This window comes from Prauserella flavalba (assembly GCF_003202235.1).
Taxonomy (GTDB): Bacteria; Actinomycetota; Actinomycetes; order Mycobacteriales; family Pseudonocardiaceae; genus Prauserella_A; species Prauserella_A flavalba.
Genome location: NZ_MASU01000007.1, coordinates 129,059 through 152,859 on the forward strand (window position 1 = coordinate 129,059; position 23,801 = coordinate 152,859).

General features: G+C 71.2%; 22 protein-coding genes and 3 pseudogenes. 8 read left to right on the forward strand and 17 right to left on the reverse strand.

Annotated features, from left to right (window positions below):
• Positions 1-4: 4 nt before the first annotated feature.
• Both hsaA and BA062_RS19115 read right to left on the reverse strand, forming a co-directional pair.
• Entirely contained in the window at positions 5-1,183 is a 1,179-nt protein-coding gene (gene hsaA / locus BA062_RS19110) for a 3-hydroxy-9,10-secoandrosta-1,3,5(10)-triene-9,17-dione monooxygenase oxygenase subunit (protein ID WP_110338605.1), read from the reverse strand.
• A 59-nt stretch (positions 1,184-1,242) separates the two neighbouring features.
• A pseudogene (locus BA062_RS19115) lies at positions 1,243-2,833 on the reverse strand (FAD-binding protein).
• Positions 2,834-2,924: 91 nt separating this feature from the next.
• Between BA062_RS19115 and kstD the strand changes: the two are divergent.
• Genes kstD through BA062_RS19140 form a run of 5 tightly spaced genes read left to right on the forward strand, consistent with a single transcriptional unit; the run spans position 2,925 to position 7,925 of the window.
• Positions 2,925-4,634: a 3-oxosteroid 1-dehydrogenase gene (gene kstD / locus BA062_RS19120; RefSeq protein WP_110338607.1), complete on the forward strand. Its 1,710-nt coding sequence runs from the start codon at positions 2,925-2,927 to the stop codon at positions 4,632-4,634.
• Positions 4,631-5,770: a 3-ketosteroid-9-alpha-monooxygenase, oxygenase component gene (locus tag BA062_RS19125; RefSeq protein ID WP_110338609.1), complete on the forward strand. Its 1,140-nt coding sequence runs from the start codon at positions 4,631-4,633 to the stop codon at positions 5,768-5,770. Before kstD ends, BA062_RS19125 begins: the two co-directional genes overlap by 4 nt.
• A complete protein-coding gene (locus BA062_RS19130) occupies positions 5,770-6,042 on the forward strand; it encodes a hypothetical protein (RefSeq protein WP_110338611.1) in 273 nt (90 codons plus the stop codon). Before BA062_RS19125 ends, BA062_RS19130 begins: the two co-directional genes overlap by 1 nt.
• The gene (locus tag BA062_RS19135) at positions 6,035-7,051 is read left to right on the forward strand and encodes a ferredoxin--NADP reductase (protein WP_110338613.1); all 1,017 of its coding nucleotides are present in this window, start codon (positions 6,035-6,037) and stop codon (positions 7,049-7,051) included. The genes BA062_RS19130 and BA062_RS19135 overlap by 8 nt, the downstream gene beginning before the upstream one ends.
• Before the next feature lie 13 nt (positions 7,052-7,064).
• On the forward strand, positions 7,065-7,925 hold the full coding sequence (locus BA062_RS19140) for a MaoC/PaaZ C-terminal domain-containing protein (protein WP_110338615.1): 861 nt from the start codon (positions 7,065-7,067) through the stop codon (positions 7,923-7,925).
• Position 7,926: 1 nt separating this feature from the next.
• Here BA062_RS19140 and BA062_RS19145 read toward each other — a convergent pair whose 3' ends face one another.
• Both BA062_RS19145 and BA062_RS19150 read right to left on the reverse strand, forming a co-directional pair.
• A complete protein-coding gene (locus tag BA062_RS19145; RefSeq protein WP_110338617.1) occupies positions 7,927-8,505 on the reverse strand; it encodes a DUF5134 domain-containing protein in 579 nt (192 codons plus the stop codon).
• Between the two features lie 102 nt (positions 8,506-8,607).
• Complete coding sequence (locus tag BA062_RS19150) at positions 8,608-9,372, reverse strand: SDR family oxidoreductase (protein ID WP_110338619.1); 765 nt, start codon at positions 9,370-9,372, stop codon at positions 8,608-8,610.
• 99 nt (positions 9,373-9,471) lie between these two features.
• Between BA062_RS19150 and BA062_RS19155 the strand changes: the two genes are divergently transcribed.
• Positions 9,472-10,317: a helix-turn-helix transcriptional regulator gene (locus tag BA062_RS19155; RefSeq protein WP_110338620.1), complete on the forward strand. Its 846-nt coding sequence runs from the start codon at positions 9,472-9,474 to the stop codon at positions 10,315-10,317.
• Between the two features lie 16 nt (positions 10,318-10,333).
• Here the strand turns inward: BA062_RS19155 and BA062_RS19160 are convergent, their stop codons facing one another.
• The 10 genes and pseudogenes from BA062_RS19160 to BA062_RS19205 all read right to left on the reverse strand — a co-directional run bounded on the left by BA062_RS19160 (position 10,334) and on the right by BA062_RS19205 (position 17,411).
• A complete protein-coding gene (locus BA062_RS19160) occupies positions 10,334-11,503 on the reverse strand; it encodes a lipid-transfer protein (protein WP_110338622.1) in 1,170 nt (389 codons plus the stop codon).
• On the reverse strand, positions 11,500-11,898 hold the full coding sequence (locus BA062_RS19165) for a MaoC family dehydratase (RefSeq protein WP_110338624.1): 399 nt from the start codon (positions 11,896-11,898) through the stop codon (positions 11,500-11,502). The genes BA062_RS19160 and BA062_RS19165 overlap by 4 nt, the downstream gene beginning before the upstream one ends.
• Complete coding sequence (locus BA062_RS19170; protein ID WP_110339062.1) at positions 11,895-12,812, reverse strand: bifunctional MaoC family dehydratase N-terminal/OB-fold nucleic acid binding domain-containing protein; 918 nt, start codon at positions 12,810-12,812, stop codon at positions 11,895-11,897. The genes BA062_RS19165 and BA062_RS19170 overlap by 4 nt, the downstream gene beginning before the upstream one ends.
• Positions 12,812-13,975, reverse strand: a complete 1,164-nt coding sequence (locus BA062_RS19175) for an acyl-CoA dehydrogenase family protein (protein WP_110338626.1) — start codon at positions 13,973-13,975, stop codon at positions 12,812-12,814. The genes BA062_RS19170 and BA062_RS19175 overlap by 1 nt, the downstream gene beginning before the upstream one ends.
• Positions 13,975-15,048 carry an acyl-CoA dehydrogenase family protein gene (locus BA062_RS19180; protein ID WP_110338628.1) on the reverse strand — a complete coding sequence of 358 codons (1,074 nt, stop codon included), beginning with the start codon at positions 15,046-15,048 and terminating at the stop codon, positions 13,975-13,977. The genes BA062_RS19175 and BA062_RS19180 overlap by 1 nt, the downstream gene beginning before the upstream one ends.
• Positions 15,049-15,204: 156 nt before the next feature.
• Positions 15,205-15,495, reverse strand: a pseudogene (locus tag BA062_RS19185) (WS/DGAT domain-containing protein); the annotation flags it as partial.
• Positions 15,477-15,956: pseudogene (locus BA062_RS19190) on the reverse strand (ISL3 family transposase); the annotation flags it as partial. The pseudogenes BA062_RS19185 and BA062_RS19190, both read right to left, overlap by 19 nt.
• Before the next feature lie 49 nt (positions 15,957-16,005).
• Positions 16,006-16,857 (reverse strand): class I SAM-dependent methyltransferase, encoded by an 852-nt coding sequence (locus tag BA062_RS19195; protein WP_110338630.1) that lies wholly within the window; start codon positions 16,855-16,857, stop codon positions 16,006-16,008.
• A 4-nt stretch (positions 16,858-16,861) separates the two neighbouring features.
• Positions 16,862-17,227: a VOC family protein gene (locus BA062_RS19200; RefSeq protein WP_110338632.1), complete on the reverse strand. Its 366-nt coding sequence runs from the start codon at positions 17,225-17,227 to the stop codon at positions 16,862-16,864.
• A gap of 1 nt (position 17,228) precedes the next feature.
• Positions 17,229-17,411, reverse strand: a complete 183-nt coding sequence (locus tag BA062_RS19205) for a ribbon-helix-helix domain-containing protein (RefSeq protein ID WP_110338634.1) — start codon at positions 17,409-17,411, stop codon at positions 17,229-17,231.
• A 349-nt stretch (positions 17,412-17,760) separates the two neighbouring features.
• Here BA062_RS19205 and BA062_RS19210 point away from each other — a divergent pair, with 349 nt between their 5' ends.
• Entirely contained in the window at positions 17,761-19,026 is a 1,266-nt protein-coding gene (locus BA062_RS19210; protein ID WP_110338636.1) for an alpha/beta hydrolase, read from the forward strand.
• Here BA062_RS19210 and BA062_RS19215 read toward each other — a convergent pair.
• Positions 18,983-21,094: an acyl-CoA dehydrogenase family protein gene (locus BA062_RS19215; RefSeq protein ID WP_110338638.1), complete on the reverse strand. Its 2,112-nt coding sequence runs from the start codon at positions 21,092-21,094 to the stop codon at positions 18,983-18,985. The two genes, BA062_RS19210 and BA062_RS19215, sit on opposite strands and share 44 nt — an antisense overlap.
• A 121-nt stretch (positions 21,095-21,215) precedes the next feature.
• On the opposite strand from BA062_RS19215, the gene kstR reads away from it, so the two are divergent.
• A complete protein-coding gene (gene kstR, locus BA062_RS19220) occupies positions 21,216-21,848 on the forward strand; it encodes a cholesterol catabolism transcriptional regulator KstR (RefSeq protein ID WP_110338640.1) in 633 nt (210 codons plus the stop codon).
• Positions 21,849-21,924: 76 nt separating this feature from the next.
• Here kstR and BA062_RS19225 read toward each other — a convergent pair whose 3' ends face one another.
• Both BA062_RS19225 and BA062_RS19230 read right to left on the reverse strand, forming a co-directional pair.
• Positions 21,925-22,914 (reverse strand): TIGR03557 family F420-dependent LLM class oxidoreductase, encoded by a 990-nt coding sequence (locus tag BA062_RS19225; protein ID WP_110338642.1) that lies wholly within the window; start codon positions 22,912-22,914, stop codon positions 21,925-21,927.
• Positions 22,915-22,959: 45 nt separating this feature from the next.
• Positions 22,960-23,796: an LLM class F420-dependent oxidoreductase gene (locus tag BA062_RS19230; RefSeq protein ID WP_110338644.1), complete on the reverse strand. Its 837-nt coding sequence runs from the start codon at positions 23,794-23,796 to the stop codon at positions 22,960-22,962.
• Positions 23,797-23,801 lie beyond the last annotated feature (5 nt).

Sequence of the window (23,801 nt, forward strand, 5' to 3'; positions counted from 1 at the left end):
TCCCTCACACCATCGCGTTCTCGACGGGCAGCCCGAAGGCTCCGGTGCCGAACATCGTGTACGCCCGCTCGGGATCGTTGGCCGCGTGCACGCGCCCGGCGTGTGCGTCGCGCCAGAACCGCTGGATCGGCGTGCCGGAACGCAGTGCGCGGCCGCCGGAGTTCTCGAAGAGCCGGTCGATCGCGGCGATCGCGCGCTCGGTGCCGCGCACCTGGTCGCGCCGCACCCGCAGGCGGGTGGCGAACGGGAGCTTCCCGCCCTCGCACGCGATCCGGTACAGCTCGTCGATGTTGTGGGTCAGCTGCAGCCACGCGGCGTCGATCTCGCTGGCCGCCTCGGCGATCCGCACCTTCGCGAACGGGTCCTCTTTGGACTGCTCACCCAGGTAGGAGGCGCGGACGCGTTCCCGCTGGTACTCCACGTGGGCGTCGTAGGCGCCCTGCGCCATGCCGATGATCGGCGCCGTGATGGTGCTCGGGTGCACGGAACCGTAGGGCAGCCGGTACAGCGGGCCGGGGTTCACCTCCTGGCCGGGCGTCTTGCATTTCGACGTGGCGACGAAGCTCAGCGCCCGGTGCGAGGGCACGAAGACGTCGTCGACGATGACGTCGTTGCTGCCGGTGCCGCGCAGGCCCACCGTGTCCCACACGTCCTCGATGGTGTAGTCGGCGATCGGCAGCAGGTAGGTGCAGAAGTCCACCGGCGTGCCGTCGGCGTCGAACGCGGGCGCGCCGAGCAGCACCCATGTCGCGTGGTCGCAGCCCGACGAGAAGCTCCACCTGCCGGAAAGCCGGTAACCTCCCTCGGCGATCGTCGCCTTGCCCATCGGCGCGTAGGACGACGAGATCCGGGTGTCGAGGTCCTCGCTCCACACCTCGCGCTGGGCCTCGGCGTCGAACAGCGCGACGTGCCACGGGTGCACCCCGAGGATCGAGGCGACCCAGCCGGTGGAGCCGCATGCGCTCGCGATGAGCTTCACCGCGGTGTAGAAGGTCACCGGGTCGGCCTCGTAGCCGCCGTAGGGCTTGGGCTGCAGCAGTTTGAAGAAACCGGTCTCCTGCAGGGCCTTGATCGACGCGTCGGGAATGCGGCGTGCGTCCTCCGTTTCCTGCGCGCGCTCACGCAGGACGGGCAGCAGCTCCCCGATCCCGGCGATCACCGCGTGGGTGCCCTGCTCGCTCATACCTGCCTCGTTCCTGGTCACGAAACCATGCGGGTCTACCTGGCCTGACATCGCCAAGACTAGAACACGTTCTCGTTTTTGTCACCCCGACGCGGCCAGCCCGGCCCTTCTTCCCGAGAACACACAGTCCGCGAGCGAGAGCCCGCTCACATACGAACTGGAACAGATTCCCACCGCGGTACGTCCCGCGGCGTAGAGCCCGGGGATCGGCACGCCCCCGGTGTCGCGCACCTGACCCGTGTCCTCGTCCACCACGAGGCCGCCGAGGGTCAGCATCGGGCACGGGTACCCGATGTTCGGCTTGATCGTGAGGTCCACCAGCGAGTACGGCGGCGTCGCGAGCGGCCGCACGAACGCCGCGGGTTTGCCGAGCGGATCGGGGTTCCCGGCCCGGTAGGCGCGCACGGTCTCGGCAAGCGCTCCGGCGTCCACACCCGCCTTGCGGGCGACCGCCTCGACCGAGTCCGCGCTCACGCGCCCCCGGCGCAGCAGGTATACCGCCTGGAGCCACTGGAACCACTGACTCTCCCGGCGCGCCCGCGCCAGGGCCTCGCGCACGATCTCGTCGTCCACGAGCAGCCAGCCCTTGCCGCCGTGCTCGCGGATCATCGCCTCGCCGATCGCGGCGCCGTACCGGGACTCGTCGATGAACCGCCGCCCGTCGGGGCCGACGAGCACGCCGCCAAGGAACGCGCTGGGCGGCGTGAGGAAGCGCCACGCGGACACCTTGTCGAGCGCGGCGGTGGCGGCGCCCGCCTCGATGCCCATGCGCAGGCCCGACCCGTCGTCGCCTACCGTGCCGAGCGGGAGCCCGCCACGGTAGGCGGGTGCGTGCTCGCGCACCATCGCCCGGTTGGCGATGAAGCCGCCCGCGGTGAGCACCACCGCGCGGCGCGCGGTCAGCGCCGCCTCGCGGGCGTAACGCCGTTCGAGCCGCTCCACCCCGCGGTGCAGCACCTTGCGCAGCGCGGGCACGTAGATCCCCGGTTTGGCCGAGTACCGGCCGAGCAGCCGGTGTGCCCACCGGACCCAGCGCGGCGCGTCCCGCAGCGTCCGCACCCGCACGCCGGTGACCGCGCCGTCCTCGGTGATCAGCTCGTACGCCGTGGTCTGCGGCCGCACGCGCACACCCCGCGCGCCGGCGGACTTGGCGAGGCCGGCGAAGAGCACCTTGCCGGACGTGCCCCTGCCCTTGGCGCGGTGCCCGCGCGCCGCCGGTTTCGCGGCGTCGCAGAACCCGCCCGCGGCCTCGCTGCCGGAGTAGTACAGGTAGTAGTCGTTGTTGGGGTAGGACGTCTTGACCGGGCAGAGGCTGCCCTCGAAGGGCACGCCGTGCTCCTCCAGCCAGGTGATCATGGCCGGGCTGCCGTCGCAGAACCGGCGCAGGGTCTCGGCCGAGACCACGTCGCCGACCTCGAGCCGGAGGTAGTCGAACATCGCGTCCGCCGAGTCGTCCACGCCCGCGTCGAGCTGCTGGGCGGTTCCCCCGCCCGCGTAGACGATCCCGCCGCTCAGCGCGCTCGCCCCGCCCCCGCCGAACCGGTCGATCACCAGCACGTCGGCGCCCGCCTCGGCGGCCTCGATGGCCGCGCACGCGCCGGCCGCGCCGAAACCGATGACAATCACATCCGCATGACCGCTCACGTCCACTACCCTAGAACTGAAACACGTTCTCGTCTATCGTGACGGAAGCGCCGTCAAGCAGCGACGAAGCCGTCTATAACGTGTTACAGGAGGTGGCATGGCTGGGGACGCCGATCACTCCGCGGAGTTCGACGTCGTGGTCGTGGGCAGTGGGGCCGCGGGCATGACCGCCGCACTGGCCGCCGCCGATGCGGGCCTCGACGTCGTGGTGATCGAGAAGGCCGCCCGCTTCGGCGGCTCCACGGCCCGCTCCGGCGGCGGCGTCTGGATCCCCGGCAACGAGGCACTGCGCGCCGCGGGGGTCACCGACACGCCCGAGGACGCCCGTCGCTACCTCGAGGCGATCGTCGGCGACGTCGTCCCCGCCGAGCGGCGTCAGGCCTACCTCGACCACGGCGCCGAGGTGGTCGCGTTCGTCCACAAACACACTCCCCTGCGGCTGACGTGGGTCCGGGACTACTCGGACTACCACCCCGAAGCTCCCGGCGGGCGGCCCGGCGGGCGCTCCGTCGAACCGCTGCCGCTCGACGGCAAGGTGCTCGGCGACGAGCTCGCCAACCTCGAACCGCCCTACAGCGCGCCTCCCCTTGGCGTGCCGATCACGCAGGCCGACTACCGCTGGCTGAGCCTGCTCGCCCGGCACCCGCGCGGCATCGCCCGGCTGCTGCGGCTCGGGCTGCGCGGGCTCGCGGGACGGCTCACCGGCAAGCGGTTGCTCTCCATGGGCCAGGCGCTCGCGGCGGGACTGCGCGCCGGGCTGCTGCGCGCGGACGTGCCCGTGTGGCTGTCGACACCCATGACGGACCTGCAGAGCGAGCACGGTGTCGTCACCGGGGTGCTCGCCCGGCGCGACGGACGCGAGGTGCTGCTGCGTGCCCGGCGCGGCGTGGTGCTCGCCTCGGGCGGCTTCGAGCACAACGACCAGCTGCGGCAGAAGTACCAGCGGCAACCGATCGGTACGAAGTGGACGGTCGGCGCCGTGGGCAACACCGGCGACGGCATCACCGCGGGGCTGCAGCTGGGCGCGACCGTGGACCTGATGGACGACGCGTGGTGGGGACCGTCGATGCCGCTGACCGGTGGCCCGTGGTTCGCGCTCGCCGAGCGCTCCCGCCCCGGCTGCATCCTCGTCAACACGCGCGGCGAGCGGTTCGTCAACGAGTCGGCGCCCTACGTCGAGGCCGTACACGCGATGTACGGCCCCGGCGAGGGCCCCGCGCACAACATCCCGACGTGGCTGGTGTTCGACCAGCGCTACCGCAACCGCTACATGTTCACCGGGCTCGGCCCCCGGCAACCCCTGCCCGGCCGCTGGTTCAAGGCCGGGATCGCCGCGAAGGCCGCGACGCTGGAGGCACTGGCGGAACGCATCGAGGTGCCCGCGGGCGCGCTGACGGCGACCGTCGAACGGTTCAACGCCTTCGCCAGGCGCGGCGTCGACGAGGACTTCGGCCGCGGCGCGAGCGCCTACGACCACTACTACGGCGACCCGCGCAACAAACCCAATCCCAGCCTCGGCCCGCTGGCGCGGGCGCCGTTCTACGCGGTGAAGATCGTGCCGGGTGACCTCGGCACCAAGGGCGGGCTCGTCACCGACGTGCACGCCCGCGTGCTGCGCGAGGACGGCACCGCGATCGAGGGCCTGTACGCGGCGGGCAACACGAGCTCCGCCGTGATGGGCCGGACCTATGCCGGCCCCGGCGCGACGATCGGGCCCGCGATGGTCTTCGGCTACCTTGCGGCGCGCCACCTCGCCGCACAGAATCGAGCACAGCCCACGGCACGACACGCTGGAGGTCCGCGATGACGCAGTCAGCCGTTCGCACGATCGACGCGGGCGCACCGCCCACCCGATTCGCCCGCGGCTGGCACTGTCTCGGGCTCGCGGATTCCTTCAAGGACGGGAAACCGCACGCCGTCAACGCTTTCGGCACCAAGCTCGTGGTGTTCCAGGGCGAGGACGGCACGCTCAACGTGCTGGACGGGTACTGCAGGCACATGGGCGGCGACCTGACACAGGGAACCGTGAAGGGCAACGAGATCGCGTGCCCGTTCCACGACTGGCGCTGGGGCGGCAACGGCAAGTGCGTCTCGATCCCCTACGCCAAGCGGGTTCCGCTGCGGGCCCGGACCCGCTCGTGGCTCACACTGGAGGAGAACAAGCAGCTGTTCGTGTGGCACGACCCGGAGGGCAACCCGCCGCCCGGCGACGTCGTGATCCCCCGCATCGAGGGCGTGTTCGACGGCGAGTGGAGCAACTGGACGTGGGACTCGGTGCTCATCGAGGGCGCCAACTGCCGCGAGATCGTGGACAACGTCGTGGACATGGCCCATTTCTTCTACATCCACTTCGCGTTCCCCACCTACTTCAAGAACGTCTTCGAGGGCCACATCGCGACGCAGTACCTCAACACCAAGGGCCGTCCCGACGCCGGCATGGCGTCCAACTACGGCGGCGAGGAGAACCTGCTGCGCTCGGAGGCGTCGTACTACGGACCCTCGTACATGATCAACACCCTGCTCAACACGTACAAGGGCCTCGAGATCGAGAACGTGCTGATCAACTGCCACTACCCCGTCACGCCGGACTCGTTCGTGCTGCAGTGGGGCGTGATCGTGAAGAAGCTGCCCGGCGTCTCCGACGAGCAGGCCGACAAGATCGCGGGCAAGTTCGCCAAGAGCATCGGCGTCGGATTCCTGCAGGACGTGGAGATCTGGAAGAACAAGACGCGCATCGACAACCCGCTGCTGTGCGAGGAGGACGGCCCGGTGTACCAGCTACGCCGCTGGTACGACCAGTTCTACGTCGACGCCGCCGACGTCACCGACGACATGACGCGGCGCTTCGAGTTCGAGGTGGACACCACGCGCGCCAACGAGGTGTGGGAGCAGGAGGTCGCCGCGAACCTGGCCCGGCAGCAGCAGGAAGCCGGTGTGTCGTAGTGGGGCGGGCCGAGACCCTCGCCGACCGGCGGGAGTTCCTCACCGGCGGACTCGTCCCCGTGGCCTGCCGCTCGTGCGCCACGACGGTGCTGGCGAAGAAGAACAGCCCGCAGCACACGAGCATCCAGTGGACCACCGACGCGGCGACCAGCTGCCCCGTGTTCGCCGAGAAGGTCGCCGAGGGCGTGCATCCCGCGCTGCTCGACACGTGCGAGAAGCTGCGCGAGAGCATCGCCGAGGCCGCGAGGGAAGGCACGTTCGCCCATGACTGAGGTGTCCCCGCGGCGGCTGCGGGTGGCCGGCGTGGTCGCCGAGACCGAGCAGGCGTGCTCGGTGGTGTTCGACGCCGACCTCTCCTACCGGCCCGGCCAGTTCCTCACCGTGCGGGTGCCGAGCGAACGATGCGGCTCCGTGGCGCGCTGCTACTCGCTGTCGAGCTCCCCCGACACCGGTGAGGCGCCGCAGGTCACCGTCAAGCGGGACGGCTACGCGTCGAACTGGATCTGCGACAACGTCGCGGCGGGCACCGAGCTGGAGGTCCTGCCGCCGAGCGGGCTGTTCACCCCGGCCTCGCTCGACGGCGACCTCGCCCTGTTCGCCGCGGGCAGCGGCATCACGCCGGTGCTGTCGATCCTGAAGTCGGTGCTGGCGAAGGGAAGCGGTTCGGTCACGCTCGTCTACGCCAACCGCGACGAGCGCTCGGTGATCTTCGCGGACACGCTGCGTGAGCTCGCCGAGGCCCATCCCGGCAGGCTCACGCTCGTGCACTGGCTGGAGACGTTGCAGGGGCTGCCGAGCGCCCCCCGCGTGCGGTCGCTCGCGGAGCCCCTCGCCGGGCGCGAGGCGTTCGTGTGCGGGCCCCGGCCGTTCATGGCCGAGGTCACCGCCGCGCTCGCGGACGTCGGCGTGCCGAGGTCACGCGTGCACGTGGAGAAGTTCGTCTCGCTGGAGGGCAACCCCTTCGAGGCCTTGGCGAGCGCCGGGGCCGCGGAGCCGTCCGGGGAGGAGCCGACCGCGCTGTCGGTGTCGCTCGACGGGCAGGAGCACGCGTTCCCGTGGCCCCGGCACCGCAAGCTGCTGGACCTGCTGCTGGAGGCGGGGCTCGACGCGCCGTACTCGTGCCGCGAGGGTCAGTGCAGCGCGTGTGCTTGCCGGATCGTCTCCGGTGAGGTGAAGATGCTGAACAACGACGTGCTCGACTCGGAGGACATCGCCGAGGGCATCGTGCTGGCCTGCCAGTCGCTGCCGCTCACCGACGAGATCACGATCAGCTACGAGTAGGGAGCCTTTTCGCGTGCCCATCGACGCCGACACCGCCATCGGAGCCGACCTCGGCGAGACCACGTTCTCCTGGACGTCGTCCGACGTGCTGCTCTACCACCTCGCGCTGGGCGCGGGCGCCGACCCCACCGACGAGCGTGAGCTGCGCTACGCCTACGAGCGCGACCTGCGGGTGCTGCCGAGCTTCGCCACCGTGGCGCCGAACCTGCGGCTGTTCGAGCCGCCCGCCGTGACGTTCCCCGGTATCAGCATCGACCTCGCCAAGGTGGTGCACGGCACGCAGGAGGTGGTGCTGCACCGGCCGATTCCCGTGGAGGGCAAGGCCACCGGCCGCTCGCGGGTGGTGGACGTGCTCGACAAGGGCAAGGCCGCGGTGATCGTCTCGGAGATCGCCGTGACCTCCGACTCCGGCGATCCGCTGTGGACGGCGAGGTCGAGCATCTTCGCCCGCGGCGAGGGCGGCTTCGGCGGCAAGCGGGGCACGTCCGACCGCGTGGAGCCGCCCGCCCGCGAGCCCGACGTGGTGCTCGACACGCCGACCCTGCCCCAGCAGGCGCTGCTCTACCGGCTCTGCGGCGACCGCAACCCGCTGCACGCCGACCCCGATTTCGCGAGGAGTGCCGGGTTCGACACCCCGATCCTGCACGGGCTGTGCACGTACGGTGTGGTGCTCAAGGCCGTGACCGACGCGCTGCTGGACGCCGACGTGCGGCCGATCCGGTCGTGGTCGGCGAAGTTCGCCGGCATCGTGCTGCCCGGCGAGCGGCTGCGCACGCGGGTGTGGCGCGAGGAAGGGCGGCTGCTGGTCACCACGACGGCACCGGACCGCGACGAGGCGCCCGTGCTCTCCGACGCCGTGCTCACGGAGGCGTGACTCAGAGGGCGGCGACGAACATGTAGCCCATGCCGAGGCCCATGACCGCGCGGCACAACGTCCGCGAGCCGAACCCCTCGGGGAGCGTGCCCCTGCCCCGCGCTCGCAGGCCCCGGACACCGGCCTGGATCCCGTCGAAGGAGAAGTACGCCGCCGCCAGCCCGGCCACCACCGGCCACGCCAGGCCGCCCACGTCGCCCGTGACCATCGTCGGCCACGTGCCGTGCCCGCCGTGCGGCATCGCGGTGAGCATGTACAGCATCGCCACCGCCGCGAGGGCATGGTGCAGGTCGCAGCGGCGGCACACGCCGTCGGCCGTGCGGCCGCGCACCGCGCCCGCGAGGAACCAGCCCGCGGTAAGCAGGAACAACGCCTGCCACCCCGGCACCGGGACGGGCGCGCCGACCGGTGACACCATGGCCACCATCGCGAGGGTCATGAGCAGGCCGGCGAGGTCGATGTGCCGTACCCCGTTTCCGAGCCGGACGTAGTCGAGCCGCACCAGCCGGAGCACGCAGGGCAGGGTGAGCAGCAGGAAGGCCGCCGTCAGCACCCACGCCACCATCCCCGGGATCTGCATCGTCACCTCACTCGCGCACCGTGGCACAACCGTCGCATGGAGCGGCACGCAAGCCAAGGGTCAAGCAGGTGATGCCCGGAACACGGCTCGCACGGACGCCGCTCAGCGCCCGTGCGGGTCGGCCGCGTTGAGCGCGGCCACCACCTGCTCGTAGTCGCCGCGGGCCTCGCCGTAGCGGAGGAACTTGACGCGCTCGACCTGGACCTCCTTCGCGTCCGGCCGGTTCTCCAGGATGGTCATGACCTCGGCGACGAACTCGTCGAGCGGCATGGCGTCGTCGTTGCCGGCCTGGCCGGGCAGCAGGTCCGTCCGCACGGACGGAGGCTCGAGCTCGAGCACCTTCACCGAGGTGCCGGCCAGCTGCAGCCGCAGCGACTCGCTGAGCATGTGGATGGCCGCCTTGGACGCGTTGTAGCTCGGGGTGGCCTTGAGCGGGGTGAAGGCCAGCCCCGACGACACGGTCACGATCGTGGCGTCGGGGCGGGCCCGCAGGTGCTCGATGAACGCGGCGATCAGCCGGATCGGCCCGAGCACGTTGGTCGTCACCACGCTCTCGGCCGAGGCAAGGAACGACTCGGGCCGGTGCCAGTCCTCGACGCGCATGATCCCGGCCATGGGTACGAGCACGTTGAGCTCGGGGTGGCGGGCGAGCACCTCCTTGGCCGCGGCCGCGATGCTCGCCGGGTCGGTGGTGTCGATCCGCACGGTGTCCACGCCGGGGTGTTCGATGGCGATCTTCTCCAGCAGTTCGGCGCGCCGCCCGCCGACGATCACGGTGTTGCCCCGCTGCCGGAGTGCGAGCGCGAGGGCCAGGCCGATGCCGCTGGTGGCGCCGGGGATGAAGACGGTGTTTCCGGTGATGTTCATGCCTCGACCCTCGGCCACTCCGTCCGGGCGCGGCAGAGATCGCTCATCGGGGGATCCGCGGTCCCTGGTTCACGGCGGCCCTGGCCGGATACTGGGGGTATGGATCGTGGGGAGCTGGCGGCGTTCCTGCGCCGCCGCAGGGAGCTGCTGCGGCCGGAGGACGTCGGGCTGCCGCCGGGTGTGCGCAGGCGAGCCCCCGGGCTGCGGCGGGAGGAGGTCGCGTCGCTGGCCGCGATGTCGACGGACTACTACACGCGGCTGGAGCAGCAGCGGGGTCCGCAGCCGAGTGAGCAGCTGCTGGCCGCGCTCGCCCGGGCGCTGCGCCTGAGCGACGACGAGCGCGACTACCTCTTCGTGGTGGCCGGCCGGAACACGCCGTCCCCGACGGTGGCCGCCACGCACGTCTCCCCCGCCCTGCTGAGGGTGCTCGACCGGCTGTCGGACACCCCCGCGCTCATCCTGTCCAGCCTCGGCGAGGTGCTCGTGCAGAACCGCTTCGCGGAGGCGTTGTACGGCGACGCCTCCCGGCACACCGGCCACGCCCGGAGCGAGGTCTACCGCTGGTTCACCGACCCCCGCGAGCGCCTGATCTACCCTGAGCACGACCGCGACCGGCAGAGCCGCGCACTGGTGGCGAGTCTGCGAGCCGCACACGGTTCGATGGGCCCTCGGTCCCGGGCGGGAGAGCTGGTGCGGGCGCTGAACCGCGAGAGCGCGGAGTTCGCACGGCTGTGGGAGCGGCACGAGGTCGCGAAGCGCTTCGTGGACCACAAGGTGCTGGTGCACCCGCGGCTCGGGGAGATCGAGGTGGACTGCCAGGCCCTGTTCACCGAGGACCAGTCGCAGACCCTGCTGGTGCTCACCGCGCCGCCGCGCACGGAGTCGTTCGAGAAGCTGCGGTTGCTGGGCGTGCTGGGCGCGCAGCAGTTCGAGGACCTGCGCTAGACCGTGTCCGACCCGGCTAGCTCGCGGCGAGCACCAGGCCGCTCGTGGGCACCCCGGTGCCCGCCGTGACGAGCACGTGGCGGGCACCGGCCACCTGGTTCACGGCGGTGCCCCTCACCTGCCGCACGCCCTCCGCGATGCCGTTCATGCCGTGGATGTAGGCCTCGCCGAGCTGGCCGCCATGCGGGTTGAGCGGCAGCGACCCGTCCAGTTCCAGCGCCCCGCTCGCGACGAGGTCCTTGGCCTCGCCCCGGCCACAGAAGCCGAGCTCCTCCAGCTGCATCAGCACGTACGGCGTGAAGTGGTCGTACAGCACTGCGACGTCCACATCGGACCGATCGAGCCCGGACTGCCGCCACAGCTGCCTTGCCACGACGCCCATCTCCGGAAGCGCGGCGAGGTCGTCGCGGTAATAGCTGGTCATGATGTACTGGTCGGGCCCGCTGCCCTGCGCGGCGGCCGCGATGACGACGGGTGGCTGCGCGAGGTCGCGGGCCCGCTCGGCGCTGGTGATCACGAGCGCGACGCCGCCGTCGCTCTCCTGGCAGCAGTCGAGCAGGTGGAGCGGTTCGGCGACCCAGCGCGAGGCCTGGTGCTGTTCCAGCGTGATCGGCTTGCCGTGGAACCACGCGCGCGGGTTGGTCGCCGCGTGCTTGCGGTCGAGCACGGCGACCCGGCCGAAGTCCTCGCTCGTCGCGCCGTAGGTGTGCAGGTACCGCTGCGCCACCATCGCCACGGTCGCGGCGGGCGTGGCCAGACCCATCGGGTAGTGGAAGCCGTTGTCCACACCGGACGTGTTCACCTGCTGCGCGGCGGCGGAGGACACCTGCCCGAAGCGGTGCCCCGAACGCTCGTTGAACGCCCGGTAGGCCACCACCACCTCGGCGACCCCGGTCGCCACCGCCATCGCCGCCTGCTGCACGGTCGCCGCGGCCGCGCCTCCGCCGTAATGCACGCGGCTGAAGAACGTCAGCTCGGGAATGCCCAGTTCGCGGGCGACGGCGATCTCCGCGTTGCCGTCCATCGTGAACGTCACCAGTCCATCCACATCGGACGGCGTGAGCCCGGCGTCGCCGAGTGCCGCACTCACCGCCTCGGCGGCCAGCCGCAGTTCGCTGCGCCCGGAGTCCTTGGAAAACTCGGTGGCGCCGATGCCCGCGATGGCCGCCCTGCCCGCGAGGGTCATGAGCCCGCCCCCGGCAGCGTGACGCGCACCGTGCCCGTGACGTGGTCGCCGAGGCTGCCCTTCGCGGTGACGGCGATCTCCGCGTCGTCGCCGTCGATCTCGGTGACGTGCCCGGTGAACGTGAGGACGTCGTAGGCGTAACACGGCACGCCGAGCCGGATCCTGATCGAGCGCACGAGCGCCTCCGGGCCCGCCCAGTCGGTGACGAACCGCTGCACCAGGCCGGTGTCGGTGAGGATGTTGACGAAGATGTCCTTCGAGCCGCGGGAGATCGCGGCGTCGCGGTCGTGGTGCACGTCCTGGAAGTCGCGGGTGGCCAGTGCCGTGCTGATCACGAACGTCGGCGTGGCCTCGATGGTCAGTTCCGGCAGCTCGGTGCCGATGGCGATGGTCATGCGCGCACCTTCCACGCTGGCAGGGTCAGCTCGTCGTCGACGCGCAGGAACGTCACCTCGACGGGGAGTCCGATGTAGACCGATTCCGGGTCGGCGTCGACCAGCTCGCCGAGCACGCGCACCCCCTCGGCCAGCTCCACGAGCGCGACCACGAACGGCGTCTTCTTGCCGGGTACCTGGGGGTGGTGGTGCACGAGGTAGCTGTAGACGGTGCCGGTGCCCTCGGCCACGACGTAGTCCGCTTCGGCCGTGAGGTCACCGTCGGGTGGCATGGGCCCCGGTGGATGGCGCAGCACGCCGCCCCAGCGCTGGATCCGCAGCTCGCCCTTGCGGGTGCCCTCCCAGAAGAACTCGGTGTCGCGGCTGACCACCGGCCGCAGCACGGCACCCGTGTCGGGCACGGTCTCGCGCCGCGCCGAGGGGCTGAATTTGAGCACGCGGAACACCATCTCCGCCACGGCCTCCTCGCCGACGCGCCAGATGGTCCTGGTGGTGACGAACCAGCCCTCGCCGAGCGCGGTGCGCTTGGGTCCGGTGACGTCCTCGAGCCGGATCGACGAGGACACGTGCTCGCCCGGCCGCAGGTAGCGGTGGTAGGTCTGCTCGGAGTTGGTCGCCACCACCGACGTGTAGCCCGCCTCGTCCAGAATGGACATCATCGCACCGAGCGGGTCGTCGGCGGCGCGGGCGCCGTGCAGTCCAGCCATCGACCACACCTGCGCCATCGCGGGCGGCGCGACGAGTCCGCCGTGGACGGAGTTCTTCGCGAACTCGGGGTCGGTGTAGACCGGGTTGGCGTCGCCGAGCGCCTCGACCCAGTTGTTGACCATCGCCTGGTTCACGGGGTCGCGCGCGAGCCTCGGCTTCGACTCCCCCTTCGCCGCGATCCGCCGCGCGGCCTCCTCGACGTCGATCATCGCGGCACCCTCGGCAGGCCCAGCCCGAACATCGCGATCAGCTCCCGTTGGATCTCGTTGACACCGCCGCCGAAGGTCAGCACGAGGTTGCGTTTGGCCAGCACGTCCAGCCACGCGGCCAGCTCGGCGGTCTCGGGGTCGGCCAGGTCGCCGTGCCTGCCGACGATCTCCTCCAGCGCCCGGCTCGCCCGCTGCTGCCGGTCGGAGGAGAACACCTTGGTGGCCGACGCGTCGGCCACGGAACCCGGCTCCGACACGGCGACCTGCCAGTTGAGCAGCTCGTTCACGCGCACCACGGCGAGCGTCTCGGCGAGTGCCCTGCGCACGTCGGGCAGGTCCAGCAGCGGCGTGCCGCCGGGTGTCTTGCGGGTGGCAGCCCAGTCGCGCACGCGGTCGTAGAGGCCGCCGATGCGCCCCGCCGGACCGAGCATCACGCGCTCGTGGTTGAGCTGCGTGGTGATGAGGCTCCAGCCGCGGTTCTCCTTGCCCACCAGCATGTTCGCGGGTACGCGGACGTCGGAGTAGTACGTGGCGTTGACGTGGTGCGCGCCGTCGCATGTGATGATCGGCGTCCACGAGTAGCCGGGGTCGCGCGTGTCGACGATGAGGATCGAGATGCCCTTGTGCCTGGGGGCGTCCGGATCGGTGCGCACGGCGAGCCAGATGTAGTCGGCGTCGTGCCCGCCGGTGGTGAAGATCTTCTGCCCGTTGACGACGTAGTGGTCGCCGTCCCGCACCGCCGAGGTGCGCAGCGAGGCGAGGTCGGTGCCCGCGTCCGGCTCGCTGTAGCCGATCGCGAAGTGCACCTCCCCGGCGAGGATCTTCGGCAGGAACAGCTTCTTCTGCTCCTCGGTGCCGAACTGCTGCAGCGTCGGGCCGACGGTCTGCAGCGTCACCGACGGCAGCTGCACGTCCGCCCGCGCGGCCTCGTCGACGAAGAGGTGCTGCTCGACGGGACCGAAGCCGCGACCGCCGTACTCGACGGGCCAGCCGACACCGAGCCGGCCGTCGCGGCCCATGCGGCGTACGATCGCGCGGTAGGTCTCGCCGTGCCGCTCACGCAGCATCGTCCTGCGCTCCTGCGGCGTCACCAGGTTCGCGAAGTAGCGGCGCAGCTCGGCACGCAGCTCCCGCTGGGCCGAGGTGAGCTCGATGTCCATCACACACTCCCCACGAGCGCGCCGACTCCGTCCACACGCGACTCCACGCCGCCGATGCCGCGCACGAGATCCTTGACGAGCGACGAGTAGCGGTGCAGCGGATAGGTGATGTCGAGGCCGATTCCGCCGTGCAGGTGATGGCACGCGGCGAGCGCGGCGGGAGCCTCCTGCGCGAGCCAGTAGGTGGCGATGCCGAGTTCCGCGTCCGGGTCGAGGCCCGTGGCGAGCCGCCACAGGGCCGACGTCGCCGCGAGGTGCACGGTGCGCGAGGCGATGTAGACGTCGGCGATCTGCTGGGCGACGGCCTGGAACGTGGCGAGCGGCCTGCCGAACTGCTCGCGCGTGCCGAGGTGGGTGGTGGTGAGCGCGAGCGCCCCCGCGAGTGCTCCGTCGCCGACCGCGGCGGCCCCGGCGAGCGCGTACCGGTGCAGCACGCGCAGACCCTCACCGGCGGCGGGGCCGTCGAGCATGTCCTCGTCGGCGACCACCGCGTCGTCGAGGCGGAGTGTGTGCTCGGGGCCGCCCGCCGACGTCGGCGTCGCGGTCAGCGTGACGCCCTCGCCGTCCGGATCCACCAGAAAGATCCCGGTGCCGCCGGGCACCGACGCGGGGACGAGCACGCGGCGCGCCGTGGCGGCGTACGGCACGGCGGTCTTGACGCCGGTGAGCCGCCACGCGCCACCGGCCGGGACGGCGGTGGTGGCAGGCCGGGCGATGAGCGGGGCGGACGGTTCGTGCAGCGCGGCGGTGAGCACGGCCTGGCCCTCGGCGACGTCGGGCAGCAGGGTCGCGCGTTGCGCGGGCGTGCCGAGGCGGCCCAGCGGCAGCACGCCGAGCGCGAGGGTCGCGAGCGCGGGCACGGACGCGGCGGCCCGGCCCGTCTCGGTGAGCACGGCGGCGACCTCGGCGACCCCGAGACCGTCGCCGCCGAGGTCGGCGGGCAGCGACAGCGCCAGCAGACCCGACCCGGCGAGCCCCCGCCAGGCGGCCTCGCCGTCGTCGCCCGCCCTGCGCAGGACTCCTGCGGCAAGCTCGGCGATCTCGCGCTGGGTCTCGTCGGGGGTGAAGTCCACGCTGCTCCTCACTAGGCCAAGACTACCCAGTACTGAAACACGTTCTAGTCTTAACCACGGGAGCCGACCACGGCAACCCCCTCGCTCCCCGGTTGTCCCCCAAGGCCACCTTTGTTGCGCTCAGCGCAACAAAGGTGGCCTTGGGGGACAGTCAGATCAGGGCCTGGCGGCGAGAAGTTCCTGCAGTGCTTCCGGCATCGCGTCGGCGAGGTGCCAGAGATCTGGAACGAGTTCTCGTGCGGCGAGCAGGCCGATGTCGACCTTGCCGGCCTCCGAGAGGACGGTGATGTTCAGTCCGGCGCCGTGGACGACCGGGCCCAGCGGGTACAGGCCGGTGACGTGCGCGCCGAGCAGATAGATCGGCATGGGCGGGCCCGGCACGTTCGAGATCACCAGGTTGTGCACCACCGGATGCTTCTCGGCCAGCCGCCGTCGAAGCGGTGCTCGTCGTCGATCAGGACGCGCTTGCCTTCGGCCAGGACGGCGTCGTTGGCGGTGTTCCACGCGACGCCGAGTCCCTCGGCGACCCTGGCGACGGTCAGGTGCTGGACGACGATGCCTTCCAACGCCCAGCGCAGCCCGCGGCGCGACAGCTTGGCCCGCGGTTCGGCCGCCAAGGCCGTGTCCTGCCGCCACACATGCCCACAGCCGGTGCACCGGTAGCGGCGCACGAGCACCTCCAACATCGTCGGACGCCAGCCCAGCGGCTCGTGTGCCAACTGGCGGGTCACGGTGTCGCGTGGGCTTCCCTCGCAGCCGCAGCGTCGGCACCACTGATCGGGCTCGACGACCCTGCGCGTGAGGACGGCTCGGTCGGGTTCGAGGCGCTGGCCCGTGACGACGAGGCCGAGCTCGTCCAGTCGGCAGAACTTGGTCAGGTCAGGGCGTGCAAAAGTAGCGTCAGGCAAGTCGAGGTCTTCTGGATGGGCAGTTCGAGATCCTCGGGAATCTGGGCTTCTACTCGGGACTGATGTGATCCCCACCGGCTGTGGCGATCACGAGGTCTTCTCCTCCGACCGGGCTGAGGCCGTCGTGGCGGTGGGCGAAGTAGCGCTCGTGCAGCTCGGTCGAGGTCACGACTTCGACGTCGGCGAACCCCGCCTGGCGGGCAAGACCGGCGGCCTGGTCAGGTGTCAACAGGCTCAGCCAGGGATGCCCGGATGCGGCGGCGCCCTTCGCGGCGCCTTCGAGGATGGGGCGGACCTCGGGCGGTGCCATCTCGATCGGTCGTGAGTAGCTGAACACCATGATCGAACCCGCTGCCAGCGAAGCAGACTGGCGTAGCGTCGTCGAGATCGCCTCCGGTGTGAGGTACATGGTCACACCGAGCATCGAGACAACCGTTGGCACTGCGGGATCCAGCCCGGCCTCGACCGCTTTGTCGAGCCACGATTCACCGGCTTCAAAATCGACAGGCACCAGGTGCAGCCGCGTCGAGTCGAGGAGCCCGAGCTGCACGAGCCGCGCCCTCTTCCATGCCTGGGTCGCGGACGCGTCGATCTCGAAGACACGCACAGGGCCCTTGTGTCGCTGAGCGAAAGTGTCGAGGCCGGCGCCAAGGATGACGTACTGGCCCGCACCAGAGGCGATCACGGTGTCCTCGACAGCCCTGGCCCGGGCGACGATCGAAGCGCGGTTGGCGCGCGTCCGTGCAGGGTCCATGTCAGGACGTGCCCGCCACGTTTCATCCACCCCGGCGATCTCGACCCCGATCGCGTCGTCGAGAACGTGCGGTGGATCGTCCACCAGCGTGTGCAGCCCTCGCCACAGCGCCGTACGTACTGCGGTGGAGTCGGGTTCCTCGGACACGCCCTCAGGCCTGTTCCGATGTGTGGCCGCTCAGCGGCGCCTGGAGGCCCCACACGCGCCCGTCGGGATCGCGCAGGGTGGTCATCATGGTTCCGAAGTGCGTCGGCTCGAACGGGCCTTCGAGGCCAAGGTCCTTCAGTTGCTGCTCGGCTGCTTCGGCGTCGGCGATCCTCAGCACTAGTTGCATGCCCGGAGTGCGGTCCTCGGGAATCTCGGCGATGAACACCGGCGGCCCGACCTTGCTGCGCAGTTGGCCGGACTGATGATCGGTCTCGAACTCGATCTCGTACCCCAATGCCTGGAAGAACCGGGCCGCCTTGCCCCAGTTGTGCGTCTCCAGGAACAGAGCCCCAATGCCCTCGCTCACCATGTCAGTTCTTCTTCCTCTCGCTGGTTCCGGGTTGTGAGCCGTCTGCTTGGTCCAGATAGGTCGCCAATGCCTCAGTCACGATCGAGCTCAGCGATCGCTCCGATTCGACTGCGTGGTGCTTGACGCGCTTGATCAGCTCCACCGGCAGGTACACGTTGAACTGCTTGACCTCATCGGTGCTCACGTCGCGATGCTAGCATACTAGGAATCTAGGTCAGGAGAGACGGCCGGCGCCGATCCGCGAGCGCCGCGACCGGGAACTCCCGGCAGCCGAAGCTCTGCGTCACCTGATGCTGGCGTTGGCGGGCGGGCGTCGACAGGCGGCCACGCCGCTTCCAGAAGCACTGGCGATCCGGGCCGATTCATCCGAGTTGTTCAGCTGGAAGGGGTCGCCGCAGTTCTAAGCAATCGAAAGCAGCCGGCGGACCAGCGCTACACCCTGAACTGTGATGAGCCGAGAAAGCTTGCGTCGAGCCCGCTCAATCGCTCCACTCGCCTAGCGTAAGCGAACGAGATCGGTACGCTCGTGGATCATGCACCCCTCGTTCCGGACCCGCCGGGCGGTGCAGCTCGGCTTCACGGCCAACGCCGTACGCCCCCTGCCCGGCAGCCGTGCCGCCGTCCCGGCCTTCTTCGCGGGCTGGCTCACCGCGGAGCTCGCACCGCACCTGCTCGCGCTCACCGCCGCGGACACCGCGGCCCACATCGCCAAGCGCGGGTTGCGCCGGGCCGACCGGCCCGGGCTCGCGATGGCCGGCCTGTCCGCCGCGGGCCTCACCTCGCTCATCGTGTCGGCGCAGCGCGCGAAGGGCGCGGTGGAGGACGCCCTCGTCGAGGCGCTCGGCCCCGCTTACCAGCAGGAGCTGGACAGGCCGCCGAGCGCGAAGGACCTCGCCACGCCGTGGGGCCAGCTCGTGCTGCCGTTCCGCATGCGCAACAAGGAGGTCCGGCGCGACCGCGACATCGCCTACGCGCCGGGCGGGCGGCGGTTCCTGCTCGACGTGTACCGCCCGCGCGAGCCCGTGGCGGGCAGGCCGGTGCTGCTGCAGGTGCACGGCGGGGCGTGGACGGTCGGCAACAAGGACAAGCAGGGCATCCCGCTCATGCTGCACATGGCCCAGCGCGGCTGGGTGTGCGTGGCGATCAACTACCCGCTCTCCCCCTCGGCGCACTGGCCCGACCACATCGTCGCCGCCAAGCGGGCACTGGCGTGGATCCGGCAGCACATCACGGAGTACGGGGGCGACCCGGACTACGTGGTGACCACCGGAGGCTCGGCGGGCGGGCACCTCGCCGCACTGCTCGCGCTCACGCCCAACGACCCCCGCCTGCAGCCCGGCTTCACCGACATCGACACGAGCGTGCAGGCGTGCGTGCCCCACTACGGCGTCTACGACTTCGCCGCGACGAGCGGGTCACGGGCGAGCACCTCCCGGCGGTACCTGCTAGCGCGTTTCGTCGTCGGCAAGGACCCCGACGAGTTCCTCGACGAGTACGTGGCCGCCTCCCCGCTGGACCGCATCACCGACAAGGCGCCGCCGTTCTTCGTCATCCACGGCGAGCACGACACGCTCGTGCCGGTGCGCGAGGCCCGCGAGTTCGTGCGCAGGCTGCGCGAGGTCTCCCCGAACACGGTGGCGTACGCGGAGATCCCCGGCGCGCAGCACGCGTTCGACCTGTTCCCGTCCATCCGCAGCGCCCACGTCGTCCGCGGCGTCGAACGCTTCCTGGAGTGGACCTACCTGCGTTACCTCGCTAACTCCGGGGCAGACCCAGCAGCCGCTCGGCCACCACGCTGAGCAGTACCTGCGTGGTGCCGCCCGCGATGCTCAGGCACCGGGTGAGCAGGAACTCGTGCTGCGCGGCCGAGGTCGACTCGTCGACCACGGCGCCGTGCTCGCCCAGCGCGTCGAGCGCAGCCTCGGCGACCTCCTGCCGGTGCCGCGCGCCCAGCAGCTTGCTCACGCTCGACTCCGCGCCCGGTTCCCCGCCGTCGAGCCGCCGCAGCGTGTCGCGCAGCCCGAGCACCGACACCGCGCAGCCCCGCACCACGAGCGCACCGAGCCGCTCGGAGTCGAGGGCGGGGCGCGCGGCGAGCAGCTCCTCCACGGCCTCACCGACCGAGGACCCGCCGCCGAGGGCCACCCGCTCGTTGGCGAGCGTGGTCCTCGCGAGCCGCCAGCCGTCGTTCACCTCGCCCACCACGTCGGCGTCGGGCACGAACACGTCGTCGAGGAACACCTCGTTGAACCGCGTCTCGCCGGTGATCTCGCGCAGCGGCCTGATCTCGATGCCCTCGGCCCGCATGTCCACGAGGAAGTACGTGATGCCGCGGTGCTTCGGCGCGTCCGGATCGGTGCGCGCGAGGCAGATCGCCCAGTCGGCCTCGTGCGCGAGCGACGTCCACACCTTCTGCCCGCTGAGCCGCCAGCCGCCCTCGGCGCGCACGGCCCTGGTGCGCAGCGACGCGAGGTCGGATCCGGCGCCGGGCTCGCTGAACAGCTGGCACCATGTGAGCTCGCCGCGCAGGGTCGGCCCGGCGAACCGCTCCCGCTGCTCGCCGGTGCCGTGCCGCAGGATCGTGGGGACGGCCCACGCGCCGATCACCAGGTCGGGCCTGCGCACGCCCGCGCGGCGCAGCTCGGCGTCGATGAGCAGTTGCTGCGCCGGGGTCGCGTCGAGCCCGTGCGGGCGGGGCCAGTGCGGCACGAGGTACCCGGTCTCGGCAAGCCGCTCCCGTTGCCGGTGCGCGTCGAGCCCGGCCAGCTCGCCGGCGAGCCGCCGGGCCTCCACGGCGACGGGGTCGCCCTCGTGGCCTGCGAGGTCGACGTCCAGCGCCCGGCGGGTCCCGTGGAGGGCGAGCTCCGCGGCCCGGCGACGCCAGCGTGCCGTGCCGCCGAGCTGCTGACGCAGCGCGAGCGCGCGGCGCAGGTAGCGGTGCGCCTCGTGCTCCCACGTGAAGCCGATGCCGCCGAGCACCTGGATGCAGTCCTTCGCGTTGTCCACCGCGGCGTCGAGCGCGCCCGCCGCCGCGACGGTCGCGGCGAACGCGAGCTGAGCGGGGTCCGTGCTGTTCTCGTCCGCCGCCCTGGCGGCGTCCCACGCCAGCGCCGAGGCCAGTTCGGAGCGGCACAGCATCTCCGCGCACAGGTGCTTGACGGCCTGGAACGACCCGATCGGGCGACCGAACTGTTCGCGCACCCGCGCGTACTCGCCGGCCGTGCGCAGGCACCAGGCGGCGACGCCCGCGGCCTCGGCGGCGGCGAGCGTGGCGGCCAGCTCGGCCACCGGCGCGCCGGGCAGCACCGACTCCGGCGGCACCTCCACGGCGTCCAGGGCGGCGTACGCGAGGGGCCGCGACGCGTCGAACGCGGTCGCGGGCGTGACACTGACCCGGGCGGCGTCGACGGCGAACCACACGGGCTCTCCGTCGACGCCCGCGGCCAGCAGCAGGTGCCCGGCGTCTCCGGCGTCAGGGATCGCCGGCGTACGGCCCGACACCACGAGCCCGCCGCCGGGCGCCCTGCGCCCGGACAGCTCGCCCGCTCCGAGGGCCACCGCGGCGCGTACGGTGCCCTCGGCCAGCGCGGGGACGAGCTCTTTCGCCACCGGCGAGTCCGGGAACCGGGCCAGCACGAGCCCCGCGAGGAGGCTGCCGAACAGCGGCCCCTCCGCGAGTGCGGCGGCGGCCTCCTCGACACCCGCCGCGAGGTCGGCCACGCCCGCTCCGGCACCCCTGAGCGCCTCCGGCACGGCGATCGCGGGCAGCCCGATCGCGGTGAGACCATCGGGGTCGCGCCCGCCTGCCGCCCAGGCGCGGATCGACGTGGCCAGTGCACGCTGCTCATCGGTGATCGCGATCGACACGCGGGCAATTATAGAACGTGTTTCAGTTTTTGGGCGATCGACCTCATACCCGATCCGCGCCCGGCATTAGGTAGGCTGAGCACGCAAAGTGGAACAAGTTCTGCACACGGGGAGAATGCGGATGGCAAGCAAGCCCAAGGCACCGGCCCAGCCGAAGGGCCGGAGCGCACTCAGCCCGATCGGCGGCGAGGAGCTGGGCTCGGCCGCGCAGCGCGACCGCCGCAAGCGCATTCTCGACGCGACGCTCGCGCTGGCCGCCAAAGGCGGGTACGACGCCGTTCAGATGCGGACGGTCGCCGAACGCGCCGATGTCGCACTCGGCACCCTGTACCGCTACTTCCCGTCCAAGATCCACCTGCTCGTGTCGGGGTTGGCGCGAGAGTTCGAGCGCGCGCAGGACAAGCTCGACCGCGGTTCCATTCCCGGCGACACGCCCACCGAGCGGCTGCTGTTCGTGCTCGGCCGCAACACGCGGATGATGCAGCGCGACCCGCACCTCACCGAGGCGATGGTCCGTGCGTTCATGTTCGCCGACACCACCGCGGCCGCCGAGGTCGAGCTGGTCGGCAGGCACATGGAGAACATGTTCGCCAAGGCGATGGGCATCGAGGACCCCACCGACCGCGACCGGGACGTCTTCCACGTCATCGCCGACGTCTGGATGGCGAATCTGGTGGCGTGGGTGACGCGCAGGGCCTCCGCCGCCGACGTCGCCAACCGGCTGGAGCTCTCGGTTCACCTGCTCCTGGACTGACCCGCCACTGCAGTGAAGGCCACCTTGCCTGCGTTGAACGCAGGCAAGGTGGCCTTCACTGCAGCTGGGCCGAGGGTTACGCGGTGAGCTTCGGCAGCACCTCGCGGCCGAAGGTCTCGATCCACTCCTCCTGGTTGCGGCCCACGTTGTGGATGTAGATCCGGTTGAACCCGGCGTCGATGAACTTCTGCAGCGACGCACGGTGCACGTCGGGGTCCGAGGACACCACCATGCGGCCCTCGAAGTCCTCCGGGCGCACGAGCTTGGCCATCTGCTCGAAGTCGAACGGCGAGCGGATGTCGGCCTTCGGGAACTTCATGCCGCCGTTGGGCCACTGCTCCATCGCGTTCTTCCACGCCTCGTCGTCGGTCGCCGCCCACGACAGGTGCACCTGGAGCAGTTTCGGCATGCTGTCCGGGTCCTTGCCCGCCTTCTTGGCGCCCTTGCCGAAGTTGTCGAGGATGCCCGCGAGCTTCTCCAGCGACGCCCCCGGCGTGATCAGCCCGTCGGCGAGCTCGCCGGTCTTGCGCGAGGTGTACGGGCCCGCCGAGGCGATGTAGATCGGCGGCGGGGCCTCCGGCAGCGTCCACAGCCGCGTGGTGTGCAGCTTGAAGAACTCGCCGCTGTGCTTGACGTCCTTGCCGGTGAACAGCTTGCGGATGATCTCCAGCGCCTCGAACATCCGGCGCACCCGCTCCGGAGCCTCCGGCCAGTAGCCACCGATGACGTGCTCGTTGAGCGCCTCACCGGAGCCGATGCCGAGCCACGTGCGGCCCGGGTACGTCGCCTCCAGCGTCGCGGCCGCCTGCGCCACCATCGACGGGTGCAGCCGGAACGACGGGCAGGTCACCCCCGGCCCGAGGTCTCCCGTGGTGTTCTCGGCGAGGGAGGCCAGCACGCTCCACACGAACGAGGCCTCTCCCTGCGCCGGCACCCACGGCTGGAAGTGGTCGGCCGCCATCTGCCCGGAGAACCCGTGCTGCTCGGCCAATGCCGCCAGCTTGATGGACTCCCTCGGCGAGAACTGCTCCAGCGCCGCCGCGATGCCGATCTGAACGTCACTCACGCCTGATCCAACCCTTCTGCGTGCCCCTGTGCCTCTCCGGTCAACCTACCGCCCGTGACGCTCGGTGAGCGCGGCGAACTCGTCGAGCCTGCGCAGCGTCTCGTCCTCCGGCTTGGTGGGCAGATAGAAGGTCACCCGGTCGACCCCGGCGTCGGCCCACTCGGCGAGGTCCGCCGACGCCCTGCGCCCGATCGCGAACATCGTCACCGGCACGTCCTGGCGGCCCTGCTCGGCGAGCCACTTGCGGACCCGGCGGATCTCCTCGGGCGTGGTCTCGGCGCGCGGCAGCCAGCCGTCACCGTACGCGACGAGCCGGGCCAGCGCGGCCGGGCTCTCCCCGCCGATGTAGATCGGCGGGTGCGGCCGCTGCACGGGCTTGGGCCACGCGTAGACCGGGTCGAAGTCCACGAACTCGCCGTGGAACTCGGCCCGCTCCCGCGTCCAGAGGGCCTTGAGCGCCTGGAGCTGCTCGTCCATCAGCCTGCCCCGCGTGCGCGGGTCGGTGCCGTGGTTGCGCATCTCCTCGCGGTTCCAGCCCACCCCGACGCCGAACACGAAGCGCCCGCCGGACAGCAGGTCGAGACTCGCCACCTCGTTCGCCGTGTGCAGCACGTCGCGCTGCGGCAGCAGGGCCACGCCGGTACCGAGCAGGAGGTTCGTCGTCACGGTCGCCGCGCCCGCGAGCGCGACGAACGGGTCGAGGGTCCGGTAGTAGATCCTCGGCAGTTCCCCGCCGCCCGGATAGGGCGACTCCCTGCTCGCGGGGATGTGCGAGTGCTCGGTCACGAACAGCGAGTCGAACCCGCGGTCCTCCAGCGCCCTGCCCAGCACGTCCGGCCGGATGCCCTCGTCGGTCAGAAAGGTCGAGACACCGAACTTCATATGAC